At 68.7% G+C, this 14,391-nt stretch carries 12 protein-coding genes; 9 read left to right on the forward strand and 3 right to left on the reverse strand.

The window, feature by feature from the left end; translation table 11 throughout:
- Positions 1-247 precede the first annotated feature (247 nt).
- Together AVR91_RS15225 and AVR91_RS15230 are read left to right on the forward strand one after the other, a co-directional pair.
- Positions 248-1,051, forward strand: a complete 804-nt coding sequence (locus tag AVR91_RS15225; protein WP_063273466.1) for an alpha/beta fold hydrolase — start codon at positions 248-250, stop codon at positions 1,049-1,051.
- Positions 1,051-1,809, forward strand: a complete 759-nt coding sequence (locus AVR91_RS15230) for an SDR family oxidoreductase (protein ID WP_016332209.1) — start codon at positions 1,051-1,053, stop codon at positions 1,807-1,809. The genes AVR91_RS15225 and AVR91_RS15230 overlap by 1 nt, the downstream gene beginning before the upstream one ends.
- Here the strand turns inward: AVR91_RS15230 and AVR91_RS15235 are convergent.
- Positions 1,748-3,346: an IS1634 family transposase gene (locus AVR91_RS15235; protein ID WP_083737579.1), complete on the reverse strand. Its 1,599-nt coding sequence runs from the start codon at positions 3,344-3,346 to the stop codon at positions 1,748-1,750. The two genes, AVR91_RS15230 and AVR91_RS15235, sit on opposite strands and share 62 nt — an antisense overlap.
- 185 nt (positions 3,347-3,531) lie before the next feature.
- Here AVR91_RS15235 and AVR91_RS15240 point away from each other — a divergent pair, with 185 nt between their 5' ends.
- From AVR91_RS15240 to AVR91_RS15260, 5 genes are all read left to right on the forward strand, one after another.
- The gene (locus AVR91_RS15240) at positions 3,532-6,087 is read left to right on the forward strand and encodes a bifunctional FO biosynthesis protein CofGH (RefSeq protein WP_245394650.1); all 2,556 of its coding nucleotides are present in this window, start codon (positions 3,532-3,534) and stop codon (positions 6,085-6,087) included.
- Between the two features lie 138 nt (positions 6,088-6,225).
- Positions 6,226-7,077 (forward strand): HalD/BesD family halogenase, encoded by an 852-nt coding sequence (locus AVR91_RS15245; protein ID WP_063273464.1) that lies wholly within the window; start codon positions 6,226-6,228, stop codon positions 7,075-7,077.
- A 21-nt stretch (positions 7,078-7,098) separates the two neighbouring features.
- Complete coding sequence (locus tag AVR91_RS15250) at positions 7,099-7,929, forward strand: class I SAM-dependent methyltransferase (RefSeq protein ID WP_083737581.1); 831 nt, start codon at positions 7,099-7,101, stop codon at positions 7,927-7,929.
- The gene (locus tag AVR91_RS15255) at positions 7,926-9,707 is read left to right on the forward strand and encodes a choline/carnitine O-acyltransferase (protein ID WP_063273462.1); all 1,782 of its coding nucleotides are present in this window, start codon (positions 7,926-7,928) and stop codon (positions 9,705-9,707) included. Before AVR91_RS15250 ends, AVR91_RS15255 begins: the two co-directional genes overlap by 4 nt.
- Before the next feature lie 137 nt (positions 9,708-9,844).
- Entirely contained in the window at positions 9,845-10,387 is a 543-nt protein-coding gene (locus AVR91_RS15260; protein ID WP_063273461.1) for a DUF4232 domain-containing protein, read from the forward strand.
- Here the strand turns inward: AVR91_RS15260 and AVR91_RS15265 are convergent.
- Entirely contained in the window at positions 10,384-11,004 is a 621-nt protein-coding gene (locus AVR91_RS15265; RefSeq protein ID WP_063273460.1) for a DUF6518 family protein, read from the reverse strand. The two genes, AVR91_RS15260 and AVR91_RS15265, sit on opposite strands and share 4 nt — an antisense overlap.
- A gap of 149 nt (positions 11,005-11,153) precedes the next feature.
- Here AVR91_RS15265 and AVR91_RS15270 point away from each other — a divergent pair, with 149 nt between their 5' ends.
- Positions 11,154-11,843: a response regulator transcription factor gene (locus AVR91_RS15270; protein ID WP_063273459.1), complete on the forward strand. Its 690-nt coding sequence runs from the start codon at positions 11,154-11,156 to the stop codon at positions 11,841-11,843.
- Positions 11,840-13,309 carry a sensor histidine kinase gene (locus tag AVR91_RS15275; RefSeq protein WP_063273458.1) on the forward strand — a complete coding sequence of 490 codons (1,470 nt, stop codon included), beginning with the start codon at positions 11,840-11,842 and terminating at the stop codon, positions 13,307-13,309. The genes AVR91_RS15270 and AVR91_RS15275 overlap by 4 nt, the downstream gene beginning before the upstream one ends.
- Here AVR91_RS15275 and AVR91_RS15280 read toward each other — a convergent pair.
- Positions 13,275-14,348: a hypothetical protein gene (locus AVR91_RS15280; RefSeq protein ID WP_063273457.1), complete on the reverse strand. Its 1,074-nt coding sequence runs from the start codon at positions 14,346-14,348 to the stop codon at positions 13,275-13,277. The genes AVR91_RS15275 and AVR91_RS15280 overlap by 35 nt on opposite strands.
- Positions 14,349-14,391: the final 43 nt, after the last annotated feature.

A 14,391-nucleotide genomic window follows, 5' to 3' on the forward strand; every position in this document is an offset into this window, starting at 1 on the left:
GTTCGTGTCCCGGTCGGCCGCTCGGTTTCCCTGGCGACGAAGAGAACTTTACATGGCCGGAAACCCCCGAAAACAGGGGGGTACCTTAACGACATTCGCGCAGGTCAGAGGCCATAAACGAGCCCGGCCCCGGCGATCACGCGGTGATCGCCCCGGGAGACCGCGGATGAACTCCCGGGCAAGAACATTGCTCCGAGTACATTGCACCGTATTGATCCCGTCGATTGCTCCGATTAGCGTCGGGCTCATGAGTACTGCGGAACTCGACGGCATCTCCGTCGCTTACGACGACCTCGGCACCGGGCTGCCCGTCGTCCTCGTCCACGGCCACCCCTTCAACCGTTCGATGTGGCGGCCCCAGGCCGAACGCTTCAGCCGGGAGGGCTACCGGGTCATCACCGCGGACCTACGCGGATACGGCGAGACGACCAAGCCGGCAAAGGACCAGAAGACGGGGCTCGATGTCTTCGCAGCCGACATCGTCCGGCTGGCCGACCACCTCGGTCTCGAACGCTTCGTGCTGGGCGGCCTCTCCATGGGCGGGCAGATCGTCATGGAGTTCCACCGCACCTACCCCGAGCGCGTCGCCGGGCTCTTGCTCGCCGACACGTCTCCCCAAGAAGAGACCGAGGAGGGCAAGCGCGTCCGAAACGAGATGGCGGACCGCGTCCTCGCGGAGGGACTGAACCCTTATGCGGAGGAAGTGCTGACGAAGATGGTCTCCCCGGAGAACGTCCGCACGATGCCGGAAGTGGCGGCGCACGTCCTCGGGATGATGCGCACGACGCCCAAGGAAGGAGCGGCGGCCGCGCTCAGGGGGCGGGCCGAGCGTCCGGACTACCGGGAGAGCCTCACCCGCGTGGAAGTACCGGCCCTGGTCGTGGTCGGGACCGAGGACGAGTTCACGCCGGTCGCGGACGCCGAACTCATGCACGACCTCATCCCCGGCTCCACCCTGGCGGTGATCGAGGGCGCCGCGCACATGCCTAACCTGGAGCGCGAGGCCGAGTTCAACGACGTGTTCGCACGATTCTTGAAAGAGATTGACTGATGCCCGAGAAGACCGTTTTCGTGACCGGTGCCAGCGCCGGGTTCGGCGTCGAGATCGTCCGCCGGTTCGCCGCCGACGGCGCCAAGGTCGTCGCGGCCGCGCGCAGCAAGGACCGGCTCGACAAACTGGCGGACGAACTGGGCGAGAACGTCCTCCCCTTCGAGCTCGACGTCCGGGACGCCGACGCGGTGGCCGCGCTCCCCGGCTCGCTGCCCGCCGAGTTCGCCGAGGTCGATCTGCTGGTGAACAACGCCGGCCTCGCGAAGGGGCTCGAGCCCGCCCACCGGGCGAAGCTCGACGACTGGGACCAGATGATCGACACGAACATCAAGGGGCTCGCGCACCTCACCCGCGCCCTGCTGCCCGGCATGGTCGAGCGCGGCCGCGGGCACGTGATCAACATCGGGTCGGTCGCCGGCAGCTACCCCTACCCCGGTGGCAACGCGTACGGCGCGACCAAGGCGTTCGTGCACCAGTTCAGCCTGAACCTGCGCGCGGACCTGCAGGGCACCGGCGTCCGGGTGACCAACGTCGAGCCGGGCCTGGTCGGCGGCACGGAGTTCTCGGTGGTCCGGTTCGAGGGTGACCAGAGCAAGGCCGACAACGTCTACAAGGGCACGACACCGCTGACGGCCGCCGATGTGGCCGAGTCCGTCTTCTGGGCGGCTTCGCAGCCGGAGCACGTGAACATCAACGTCATCGAGTTGATGCCGGTGGTGCAGAGCTTCTCCGCGCTTCATATCCACCGAGAGAGCTGAGACCGAAGAGGTCGAAGAGCGCCTGCTGTTCCGGGTTCCGCTCGGTCAGCAGGCGCCGCGTCCGCGGGCGGCCGCCGGTGGACGGATACCGGAGCACCGTCTCCCCTATCCCCGCGAGGCTGTCCATCAGTTCGCGGACCGACAGGTTCATCCCCGCGCGGTCGGCCTCGCGCCGCATGAGGTGGGTGACCGTGGAGGCGAGCACCGTGACCAGGGTGTGCACCGCGATCCGGTGCGGCGTCCAGTCCCAGCGCGGAGCCGGGCCGGTGACGGCGGGGCCGGTCAGCCAGCGGAACGTCGAGTCGAGGTGGGTGCGGGCCCGGTACGCGGTGACGACCTCGGACACCGGCCAGTCGTGATCGGTGACCAGCACCTGCTTGCCGAAGAACTCGTCGTGCAACCGCGACACCGCGGCGTCGTCGACCTTCCAGGTCAGCCGGATCTCCCCCGGCTTCGTCCCGGTCAGTGCGGGTGAGAGCACCCGTTCGACGCGACGGCCGCGGGTGATCCGGGCGATTTCGGCGTTCACCTGGCCGCGGTCACCCCGGTAGACGCCCGACGCCAGCGCGGCGTCGAGGCCGGCGAGTTCCCGCGTCGCGGTGCTCAGTTCCTCGCCGAACGCGCGGGCCTGCGCATTGTGCAGGGTCTCCGAATGGGTCAGGATCACGCGCCGGCGCACGCCCGCGACCACGGCTCTGGTGTCGAGGGCGGTCAGCCCGGCGAAGCGCTCCGGGTCGACGGGTTTGCGCGCCGACGGCGGTTTCGACAGCAGCTCCGGATGCTCCGAAAGCGGGAGCGCGCCGACGAAATGCCGCCCGAGGTCCAGTTGCGCCGCTTGGCCCGCGGTGAAGACCAGCGTGACGGGATACAGCGAGCGGAGTCGCTCGGCGAGCGCGGCGAACGGCGGTGCCTCTTCCCGTGGGTACACGTGCGACGCCAGCGGGATCGCGCCGTCCTTGGTCACCACCAGGCCGAGTCCGGCGAGTTCGCAGCGGCAGGGATCGGCCGTGGTGAAGGTGGCGAACTGCGGGACGTCGACGGCGAGCGCGGCGTCGCCCGTCCCGAGCCAGGAGAGCACCGCGCCGGCGACGGCGGTCTCGATCCGGGCGATCCGTTCGGGCGTGAGGCGTTGCAACGCCCGCCGGTGATTCGGAAGGTCGGCCTGGATGAATTCCCGGGCGACGGAGTCTCGCCACCAGTCGGCTAATCGCGTTTCGGGAGCTGTCGCCCGGTGCAGGACGGCGAGCGCGAGATGCGTCCCGAGGGTGGTCGCGGCGCGCTGGGGTCCGACGGCTTCGTCGACCCGGCGTACGAAGTCGAGCCGTCGCAGCGTGGCCCATACCGCCGCGACGTCGCCGAAGGTCCGGTGACGCGCTTCGCCGGGGGCTGAGACGTCGCCCTCCATCGCGCGCCCGATCTCCTCGGCGGTCCCGAGGTAGCGCTGCGAAACCACGCGCGGTTCGCCGTCGACCCGCGCGGAGGTGACGAGGTAGTAGTACGTCCGCCCGCCGACCTTCTTGCCGATCACCGAAGCCACACTTTAGGTAATACACTCGCACCCGCTGATCGGCAACCAAGATCGCGCTCTGACCTGCGGAAACGGTGACCTTACCCACGTGGGTGACGCGGTGGCGGGTTGCACACTGGCAGGTGGAGCGAGTCCGGCCATAGCGTGCGGGAATGGCATCGGATGCAGACGCGAACGCCCCCACCACCTCGGCGATGCGCCGGGCGCTCGCCAGGGCGCGCGACGGGAAGACCCTCGACATCACCGAGGCCTCGATCCTGCTCCAGGCGCGCGGCGACGACCTCAAGACGCTGTCCGAGCACGCCTCGAGGGTCCGCGACGCCGGGCTCGTCGCGGCGGGCCGCCCCGGCGTGGTCACCTACAGCCGCTCGGTGTTCATCCCGCTGACCCGGCTGTGCCGGGACCGCTGCGGCTACTGCACCTTCGCGACCGTCCCCGGCCGGGTCGAGTCGCCGTTCCTCTCCCCCGACGAGGTGCTCGACATCGCCCGCAAGGGTGCCGAGATGGGGGTCAAGGAGGCGCTGTTCACCCTCGGCGACCGCCCGGAGGACCGCTGGAAGGCGGCGAAGGACTGGCTCGACGCGCACGGCTACGACGACACGCTGTCCTACGTCCGGGCGATGGCGATCCGGGTGCTGGAAGAGACCGGCGTCCTCCCCCACCTCAACCCCGGCGTGCTGAGCTGGCAGGACTTCCAGCGGCTCAAGCCGGTGTCGGCGTCGATGGGCATGATGCTGGAGACGACGGCGAAGCGGCTGTACACCGAGAAGGGCGGCCCGCACTACGGCTCGCCGGACAAGGACCCGGACGTCCGCCTGCGGGTGCTGGAGGACGCCGGCCGCAGTTCGGTGCCGTTCACCACGGGCATCCTGATCGGCATCGGCGAGAACTTCGAAGAACGCGCCGACTCCCTGTTCGCCATCCGCAAGGTCGCGAAGACCTACGGCGGCATCCAGGAGGTCATCGTCCAGAACTTCCGCGCGAAGCCGGACACGAAGATGCGCGCGACCCCGGACGCCGACCTCGAAGAACTCGCCGCGACCATCGCCGTCGCGCGGCTGGTGCTCGGGCCGCGGATGCGGATCCAGGCACCGCCGAACCTGATCGGCCAGCAGTACGAACTGATGCTGAACGCGGGCATCGACGACTGGGGCGGCGTCTCGCCGCTGACCCCCGACCACGTGAACCCCGAACGCGCGTGGCCGCAGATCGACGAGCTCAAACGCCGCACCGAGGCGCTCGGGTTCACCGTGCGCGAGCGGCTGCCGATCTACCCGGAGTACGTCAAGGCGGGCGAGCCGTGGCTGGACCCGCGGATGAACGCGCATCTCGCGCCGCTGACCGACACCGAGACCGGGCTCGCGATCGAAGAGGCCATCCCGGTGGGCATCCCGTGGCAGGAGCCGGACGGCGGGTGGAAGGAGGCCGGGCGTACCGATCTGCACGTCGAGGTCGACACCGTCGGGCGGACCGAGGACCGCCGCAGCGACTTCGACTCGGTGTACGGCGACTGGGCCGAGATCAAGGGCAACATCAAGACCGCGCCGCAACGGTTCGACCTCGACATCCGGGATGCCTTGCGCAGCGCGGAAAAGAACCCCGCCGGCCTCTCGGACGACGAGGCGCTGGCGCTGTTGCACGCCGATGGGCCGGAGCTCGACGCCTTCACCAAGATCGCCGACGACCTGCGTCGCGAGGTGAACGGCGACGACGTCACCTTCGTCGTCACGCGGAACATCAACTTCACCAACGTCTGCTACACCGGCTGCCGGTTCTGCGCGTTCGCCCAGCGGCGCACCGACGCCGACGCGTACACGCTTTCGCTGGAGCAGGTCGGCGACCGGGTCGACGAGGCGTGGGCCGCGGGCGCGACCGAGATCTGCATGCAGGGCGGCATCCACCCGGATCTGCCGGGTACCGCGTACTTCGATCTCGCGGCGGAGGTGAAACGCCGTCAGCCGGACATCCACCTGCACTCGTACTCGCCGATGGAGGTCGTCAACGGCGCTTCGCGGACGAACCTCTCGATCGAAGACTGGCTGGCGCGCGCGAAGGAAGCCGGCGTCGACTCGCTGCCGGGCACGGCCGCGGAGATCCTCGACGACGACGTGCGCTGGGTGCTGACGAAGGGCAAGCTGCCGACGTCCGAATGGATCAACGTCGTCACCACCGCGCACAAACTCGGGATCACCACGACGTCGACGATGATGTATGGCCACGTCGACACGCCGGCGCACTGGGTCGGGCATCTGAAGCTGCTGGCGAAACTGCAGCGGGAAGGCCTGGAGCGCAACGGGCGGCGCGGGTTCAGCGAGTTCGTGCTGCTGCCGTTCATCCACCAGAGTTCGCCGATCTACCTCGCCGGGCTGGCGAGGGCCGGCACGACGCTGCGAGAGAACCGCGCGGTGCACGCGCTGGCCCGGCTGCTGCTGCACGGGATGATCGACAACATCCAGAGTTCGTGGGTGAAACTCGGCGAAGAGGGCAGCCGCGCGGTGCTCCAGGGCGGGGTCAACGACATCGGCGGAACGCTGATGGAGGAGACGATCAGCCGGATGGCGGGTGCGGCGAACGGGTCGTACAAGACGATCAGCGACATGCGCGCGATGGTCGAACCGCTGGGCCGTCCGCTGCGGCAGCGGACCACCGAATACGGCACGCCGACCGCGGAGCGGATCGCCGCGGCCCAGGCGTCCGACGGCGTCGCGACCGCGGTGCGCCGTCCGCTGCTGCCGCTTGTCACCAGCTGACGAAAAGCCACTGACGGCCTCCTGACCCGAGTCAGGAGGCCGTCACGTTGCGTGTGGCACCGCTCACAAGGCGCGGGGGTCGCGGGCGTTTTCTGTGCTAAACCCGAGAATCACTTCCGGGCAGCCGAGAGGACGTCGATGACCGCGAGCGCAGTCCAAGTGGCCGATACCGCCCGCTATCCGCTGTCCGAACCGGGAAGCCCCGCGTGGCGCGAAATCGTTTCCCGCACCCGTGCCGAACTGCGGGAAACGGGCTGCAGTGTGCTGGCCGACTTCATCCGTCCGGAATTGCGTGACGCCCTTCGCCGCGAAGGCTCGAAGATCGCTCCGGAGGCGTACGCGAAGGTCGAACGCGTCAACGCCTACAACATCGCCATCGACACTCCGCTGCCGGAAGACCATCCGGGCCGCACGATCATGGAACGCGGCAACGCTTTCGTGGCGCGCGACCGGATCCCGGCGACCGCGGTGATCCAGCAGCTGTACTCGAGCCCGGAGTTCCAGCGGTTCGTGGCCGACTGCTTCGAACTCCCCGAACTGCACGAACTCGCCGATCCGCTGTCCGGGCTGGTGCTCAACGTGATCGAACCGGGCCGCTCGCATCCGTGGCATTTCGACACCAACGAGTACACGGTCAGCATGCTCACGCAGGAAGCGGTCGATGGCGGAGTCTTCGAATTCTGCCCGAACATCCGCTCCGAAACGGCGGAGAACTTCGACGACGTCCGTGCCGTCCTGGCGGGCGAAGGCGATCACCTGATCAGGCGGCTCACTCTCCGTCCCGGTGATCTTCAGCTGTTTCGCGGACGCTTCGCGCTGCACCGGGTGAGTAGTGTTCGAGGGGCAGTCGCCCGCCATTCCGCGATCTTCGCGTACAGCGAGCGCCCTGGGGTCATCGGCAGTCCGGAACGGACGAGACAGCTGTTCGGCCGGGTCCTGCCGGAACACGTCGCTTCCGCGGCGGTCCGGGGCGATCAGCTGCTCGACTAAGTCAGGAGCTTGGCCGTGCCTTTGGATTCGACCGGCAAGATCAATTTCGACGACATCTACACCGCGCCCGATCCACGCGCCTTCTTCGGCACCTTGCGTCCGCTGGACTACGACATCCCGCAGCAGGCGAAGGCCTACTTCGCGAAACTGATCGACGAGTACCGCGCGGAAACCGACGTCAAGGTGCCGACGGTGCTCGACCTCGGCTGCTCGTACGGCGTGAACGCGGCACTGCACCGATGCGACACGTCGATGGAACGGCTGTACGACCACTACTCGTCCGCCGCGTCGCTGAGCCGTGACGAACTGATCGCGCGCGATCGCCGGATGGTCGAGGACGACACAGTGCGCTTCATCGGCCTCGACGCCTCCGCGCCCGCGCTGGACTACGCGCTCGCAGCGGGCTTCATCGACGAAGCGATCCACGCCGATCTGGAGAACGAAGACCCGACGGACGAACAGCGCGCGTTGCTGTCCGAGGTCGACATCGTCATCTCGACCGGCTGCGTCGGCTACGTCACCGAGAAGACCCTCGTGCGGATCGCGCGGGAAAACCGGCCTTGGATGGCGCATTTCGTCCTCCGGATGTTCTCCTACGGCCCGGTCGCCGACAGCCTCGGCGAACTGGACTACGAGACGGCCGGGGTCGAGGGCGTCTTCCGGCAGCGGAAATTCGCTTCGGCTGAGGAACAGACGCAGATCCTGGACAATCTGTCCGTCGCGGGCGTCGACCCGCGTGGGCTGGAGGACGGCGGCCGGCTGTACGCGCGGCTGTTCGTCTCCCGCCCGAACGGCGCGGCGGGCGGGCTCGCCTCCGCGCTGAACGCCCTTCCCCTTCGAGATCAAGGATGATCGTGAGCAGTCCGGAACCGTCCACCCGCACGTTCGGCAACGAGGACATCCTGCCGCGGGTCCCCGTCCCCAGCCTGGAGGACACCTGCCGCCGGTTCCTCGAGTGGTGCTCGCCGCTGCTCACCCCCGGCGAGCTCGCGGAGACCGAAGGCGCCGTCGCCGAGTTCCTCGCGGCGGGAAGCCCGGCGCACGAACTGCAGAACGCGCTCGAGGCCTACGACAAGCGCGAAGACGTCCGAAGCTGGCTCGACACCTTCTGGCCGTACCGCTACCTCGGCCGTCGGGACCGGATCGCCCTCAACGCGAACTTCTTCTTCCTGTTCACCGAGTCCCCGCTGGGGCAGCTGGAGCGCGCGGCCGAACTGGCGGCTTCGGCGGTGGACTACAAGCTGAAGCTCGACGAGGAACTGGTGCCGCCGATCCTGCTGCGCGGACAGCCGCAGTCGATGGTGCAGCACAAGTTCCTGTTCTCGGCGACGCGGATCCCCGGCGCCGTCCAGGACACCGCGCGCACGCCGTACCGCGAGGACTGGCCGGGGCCGTCGAGGGCGCGGCACATCGTGGTCTTCCACCGGGACACCCCGTTCCGGATGGACGTCATCGCGCCCGACGGCCGGCCGTACTCCCCCGAACAGCTGGTCGCGGGGCTGCAGGCGATCGTCAAGTCGGGGACCTTCATCGAGGATCCGGCCACCGCCGCCGGGCATTTCACCACCAAGGCCAGGGCCGAGTGGGCGGCGACGCGGGACGCGTTGCTGGCGGCGGGGAACGCGGCCGCGCTCGACGACATCGAGACGGCGTTGTTCTGCCTGTGCCTGGAGGACTTCACGCCGTCGGGCACGCAGGAGGCGTGCGACCACCTGCTGCACGGCGACAGCGGGAACCGCTGGTTCGACAAGGCGGTGTCGCTGATCGTGTTCGAGGACGGCACGGCGGGGATCAACGTCGAGCACTGCGAACTGGACGGGACCACGATCCTCGGGTTCACCGACGCGCTGCTCAGCGGGACACGGCTGGAGCGGCCACCCGCCGACGGGGTGCCGTCGTCCGAGGTCATCGAGTTCGTCCTGGGCGACGCGCTGCGCGAGGACGCCCGAGCCGCCGCGGCGGCCTTCGCCGAGTACGCCGACGCGACCGCTACGAAGACGGTGTCCTTCACCGACTTCGGTGCGAACCGGGCGAAGGAGCTCGGTATGTCCCCGGACGCCTTCGCGCAGATGGCGTACCAGCTCGCGCACAAGCGGGCGAAGGGGATCACGGGCGCGACGTACGAGTCGATCGCGACGCGGCAGTACCAGAACGGGCGCACCGAAGCGATGCGTGTGGTGACGCCCGAAGTGCTGTGGTTCGTCCAGGTGATGAACGACCCGCAAGCCGACCGTCAGACACGCCAGGCTGCTTTCCGCGCGGCGGCCGCGAAGCACGTCACGCGGGCGAAGGAGTGCCAGGCGGGCGACGCGCCGGAGCAGCACCTGTGGGAGCTGCAGCTGATCCAGAAGCGGCGTGGCGTCGAGGACTCCCCGTCGCTGTACTCGTCCCCCGGCTGGCTGAAGATGCGCAACGACTACCTGAGCACCAGCTCGGCGCCGTCGGTGAACATCCGGTACTTCGGTTTCGGGTCGACCAGCCCGCAGTGCATCGGCGTCGCGTACGTGCTGCTGCCGGAGTCGCTGAACCTGTACCTGTGCACGCCGAAGCACGTGGCGCACGAGATGGAGCTGTTCGCGACGGAGCTGACCGCGGCGGTGGCGGAACTGCAGGAGTTGCTGGCCTCTTGAGCAGGTTCTGAGGTGGGCCGGGCGTGTCGCGAAAGCCACTTTCGGGACGTCTGATGTCCCAAAAGTGGCTTTCGCGACGTCTCGGGCCCACCAAAGTACGTGAAGGGGAGCTTCACGTACTTGGATAAGGTTCCGGAGTGCTGGGGAAACTGGGGTCGCTGGGTGGACTGCTGCTCATCTTGGCGGGGTGCGCCGAGCCCTCACCGCCGGCGCCGGTCCCTCAGCCCGTGCCCACGCCGGTGCCGGGCACCGTCGAACCGGCGGGCTGTCTTGGCACCGGGGTCACGGTGAAATCCGGGCCGGTCGAGGCCGCGCTGGGCCATCGCGCGGTCGTGCTCACCCTCACCAACTGCGGCACGACCCCGCGCACGCTCACCGGCTATCCCGAAGTCCGCTTGCTGGACAAGGAAAAGCGGCCGATGGACGTCGCCGTGGAGCACGGCACGTCGTACATGGCGATCGATCCCGGCGTCAGCCCGCAGACGGTCCAGCCCGGCGGGACGTTGCTCTCGGTCGTCTCGTGGTCGAACACCGTCACCGTGGGTTCGCCGGAAGCGGGTGCCTACGTGACGGTCGCGGCCGCGAAGGGTGACCCGGAGCAGCGGATCACGGTCGACACCGACCTCGGGACCACGGGCAAGCTGACCCTGACGGCTTGGAACCCGAAGCTCGAGAACTAGAGGGTCATGCCCTCGAAGAAGTCCGGGGCCGACACGATCACGAGACCGAGAAGTCCCATCGGCACTACGGCCAAGGCGACCTGCGCGGCCTGCCGAGACGAACGGATTCCCCGCCAGGCCACGAAAGCGAGCGCGAGGGCCGTCGCGACCGCCAAGGTTCCGACACCGAACCGGTCGGACCGCCGGACGAGGTCGCCGAGAAGCAGACCCACGACGGCCGCGGTGGCCAAGGTGCCGCGACGGTCTGGCCGCCCCACGGCGCTGAGCAGCAGTCCTGCGACGACACCGCCGGCCACCGCCAGACCACACCACAACACGAGCGTCGAAAGATCCACCGAATAGGGCATGCCCGCGTATTTGACGCCGTACATGAACGCCTTGCCGGGGTAGAACGCGAGGACGGCCGCGAGAAGTGCGCACACGGCCCGCACCACCGCCCGCCGCCTGGGCATCCCGGGGACGACCGCGACGATCAGCACGATCCACAGGGTGAAGCTGTGCGCCAGTGGCTGAAGCGGCTCGCTGTAGTAGGCGTAGGCACCGGCAGCGCCGGAAACCGCGCCGGCCGCGACCACCGCCACATCGGAGAATCCGTGGTGACCGGACGCGATCGACATCGTTCCCCCTCGCTCGCGGATACGACAGTGAAACAGAGAACCGGGGTTTGTGACGAGACGGCACGACTCCGCGACGGTTCCGCCCCGAATCCGGTGCGGTGCGACAGAGCGCCCTTACCATCGGTGAGCCTTTCGATCTTGGGGGAACCATGCCGCGCATCCTGCTCGTCGAGGACGACATAGCCCTGGCCGAGGCGCTCACACTCGCGCTGAAAGCCCTCGGGCACGACGTCATCGTCGCGCCGACCGGAGAGCGGGCACTGGAGACGCTGTTCACCGATCGGCTCGAACTCGATTTCGTCCTGCTCGATGTCATGCTGCCCGGGATGGACGGTTTCGAGGTGTGCCGCCGGATCCGTGCGCGGAGCCGGTTGCCGTTGGTGCTGCTGACCGCTCGCGGCGACCCGATCGACATCGTCGCCGGGCTGGAATGCGGCGCCGACGACTACGTGGTCAAACCGGCCGAACCGCGGGTGATCGACGCGCGGATCAAGGCGATCGGCCGTCGTGCCGTCACCGCTCCGGGGCCGTCGGCCGGCCGATTGGTGCTGGGACGGCTGGAGATCGACGCGGGGGCGATGAGCGTGACCCGCGACGGCGCCGAACTGGCGCTGACCGCGACCGAGATCCGGCTGCTCGTCGAGTTCGCCGAACATCCCAACCAGGTGCTGAGCAGGCAGACCTTGCTGAAACGGGTCTGGGACTACGGCTACGTCGGCGACTCGCGGATCGTCGACGCGGCGGTCGCGCGGCTGCGGGCGAAGATCGAGGACGATCCGGCGAATCCCGTGGTGCTGAAGACCGTGCGCGGCCTCGGCTACCGGCTGGTGGGCGAATGAGGTTCGGGCTCCGTGCGAGGGTGACCGCGGCGGTCGTGGCCGTGACCACGACGGCGACGGTCTTGATGGCCTTCAGCGCGGCCGAAATCCAGAAGGACGACGCGTTCGACAGGTTCACCGCCGCGGCGAAGACGTCGTTCGGGGCGATGTTCGGGCAGGCCTGGCCCCATCTCGAACAGTTCATGGCCGGCTCCCCCCGGGCCTTGGAGATGTTCTCTCAGGGAATGGACAAGGCCGCGGCGGACTGGATGCTCGTCACGAGCCATCCCCCACTGACGAACGACGACTTCAGGCCGCCCGAAGGACCTCCCGAAGTCGTCAAGTCCTCGTCGCAGAGCCACGACTGGACGACAGGCGCCGAAAACGCGACCCCGCCCGACCGGCGAGCCGCGTTGGAAACGGTGAAGGACGCGGTCCTGCTGCGGACCACGGGGCCGGAAAAACTGCTGTCGGCGACCACGACCGATCCGCTGACCGGCCACCGGCTCCTCGTGGTGAGCGCGAACTTCGTCGCGTACTGGGTCGTGCAGTTCTTCGACCTCACCACGTTCGAGCAGGATCTGGCGGCCCAGCGGTGGAAGCTGGGGTGGATCGCGCTCGGTGTCACGGTCCTCGGCGTGGCGGCCGCGGTCTTCGCCGCGGGCCGGATCCGGCGGCCGGTTCTCCGCGTCGCCTCCGCCGCCCGCGACCTGGGCGGCGGCGCCTTCGACGTGCGTGTCCCGGTGAAGGGCCGCGACGAACTCGCCGACCTCGCCGCGTCGTTCAACACGATGGCCGATCGGGTCGGCACGGCGATCGAGGAGCTGCGCGCCAAGGACCGCCAGCAGCAACGATTCGTCGCCGATGTCGCGCACGACCTCCGGACGCCGCTCGCGTCGATGGTCGCCACGGTGGACACCCTCGACGACGCCAGCCCCGAGGTCCGGACCCGGGCGACCGAGTTGCTCGGCACTCAGGCCAGGCGGCTGGCCCGGCTGGTGGAGGATCTGATGGAGATCTCGCGATTCGACGCGGGTTCCGCGGACCTGCGCCCCGAGCTCGTCGACCTGCCCGCGCTCGTCGAGGACGCGATCGAGGTGAGCGTGCCGGAGACGTCCGTCCAGCTGACGAGCACCGGCGACACGACCGTCTCCGCTGATCCGCGCCGTGTGCACACCATCGTGCGCAACCTGCTGGTCAACGCCGAACGATACGGCCGGACCCCGATCACGGTGTCCCTGGAAGGCCTTCCCGGCGCGGTGACGATCCAGGTCGCCGACTCCGGCCCGGGGATCCCCGAGGAGCTGCGCCCGATCCTGTTCGACCGGTTCGTGCGCGGCGATCACGCGCGGCAGGTGACCGAAGGCAGCGGACTGGGGCTGTCCATCGCCCGCGAGAACGCGTCGATCCACGGCGGGGAGATCACCGTGCACGACGACGGCGGCGCGGTGTTCACCGTGCGGCTTCCACGGGAGTCACCAGAGTGAGCCACCGTGGCGCGTAGCCGTCGAAATACGGCATCGGGACGTGCGTGAGGACCAGCACGAGCGCGGTCAGCACACCGGCTTGGGAAAGTTTCAGCTCGCGGTGGCCGAGCCAGAGCCACACCACCACGAAGAAGCCGGTGACCAGCAGGAAGCCCCATCGGGCGTCGTCCCAGCCGCCGAAGGCGAGCAGCACCGGCGCCGCGATCGCGGCGGTGGGCACCACGGCGGAGAGCGTCGGACGGTGCAGGTAAAGGAAACCCCCGATCACCACGGCCGCGATCGGCAGCAGGTAGAGCAGGACACCGGTGATCGAGTACAGCCGCCAGCTTTCGGCCTGGGTGCGCCCGAACAGGTGCAGCGCGTCGGCGCGGTAGCGGAAGTCCGCTGTGGACAGTGAGCGCCCGAGACCGTCGACAGCGCCGGGAGTGGCGGGCGGCAGCACGAGAATCCCGAGGCCGAGTATCGCGGACGGACTGAGCAGCGCGCACGCGCGCCGGAACGGAACCTTCCGCAGCAAGGCGAACCCGAAGATCGGCAGCACGGTGAGCAACGCGATCTCGTGCACCGTCACCGAAAGCGCCATCATCGCGCTCGCGAGCACAAGTCTGTTCCGGTGCGACGCCCACAGTGCGCCGAACAGCAGGAGATACAGCACCTGGTCGAAGTAACCGACCTCGTGGAACAGGTAACCGCCGGTCGGCAACAGGAGCCAGACGACGATCGACCACCGCCGGCTTTCGGTGCGGCCGCGGAAGAAGGCGAGCGTCAAGACCGCCAGTACCGCGCCGAGGACGGCGAAGCTCGCGACCACGAAGACCGCATAGTCGTGCCCGAACGGCTTCAGGAGCGTGCCGATGAGGAAACGGCGGTGGAAACCGTCCGTCAGCGACACGGCTTGCAGGGTGGCCGCCCACTCCCCCGGCAACCGGAACCCGGTGTATCCGGCGACGAGGAGGGCGATCGCGAACAGTGCCGTGACGCTTCGCCGCGAAGTCTTCCCGGCGACGGGAGCCGGGGCCCGTTCGAGCAACGTGGTCATGACGCCAAGCTAGGAACGGATCACCTTGCTGCCGTGATAGTCG

Origin of the sequence: Amycolatopsis keratiniphila subsp. keratiniphila (assembly GCF_001620365.2) — a bacterium.
Classification (GTDB): Bacteria; Actinomycetota; Actinomycetes; order Mycobacteriales; family Pseudonocardiaceae; genus Amycolatopsis; species Amycolatopsis keratiniphila.

What these genes read in the sequence shown, in the direction of transcription:
- AVR91_RS15270 (WP_063273459.1), top strand. Translation starts at nt 11,154, where the DNA reads ATGCCGCGCATCCTGCTCGTCGAGGACGACATAGCCCTGGCCGAGGCG.
- AVR91_RS15225 (WP_063273466.1), top strand. Translation starts at nt 248, where the DNA reads ATGAGTACTGCGGAACTCGACGGCATCTCCGTCGCTTACGACGACCTC.
- AVR91_RS15245 (WP_063273464.1), top strand. Translation starts at nt 6,226, where the DNA reads ATGACCGCGAGCGCAGTCCAAGTGGCCGATACCGCCCGCTATCCGCTG.
- AVR91_RS15275 (WP_063273458.1), top strand. Translation starts at nt 11,840, where the DNA reads ATGAGGTTCGGGCTCCGTGCGAGGGTGACCGCGGCGGTCGTGGCCGTG.
- AVR91_RS15280 (WP_063273457.1), bottom strand. Translation starts at nt 14,348, where the DNA reads ATGACCACGTTGCTCGAACGGGCCCCGGCTCCCGTCGCCGGGAAGACT.
- AVR91_RS15255 (WP_063273462.1), top strand. Translation starts at nt 7,926, where the DNA reads ATGATCGTGAGCAGTCCGGAACCGTCCACCCGCACGTTCGGCAACGAG.
- AVR91_RS15265 (WP_063273460.1), bottom strand. Translation starts at nt 11,004, where the DNA reads ATGTCGATCGCGTCCGGTCACCACGGATTCTCCGATGTGGCGGTGGTC.
- AVR91_RS15230 (WP_016332209.1), top strand. Translation starts at nt 1,051, where the DNA reads ATGCCCGAGAAGACCGTTTTCGTGACCGGTGCCAGCGCCGGGTTCGGC.
- AVR91_RS15240 (WP_245394650.1), top strand. Translation starts at nt 3,532, where the DNA reads ATGCGCCGGGCGCTCGCCAGGGCGCGCGACGGGAAGACCCTCGACATC.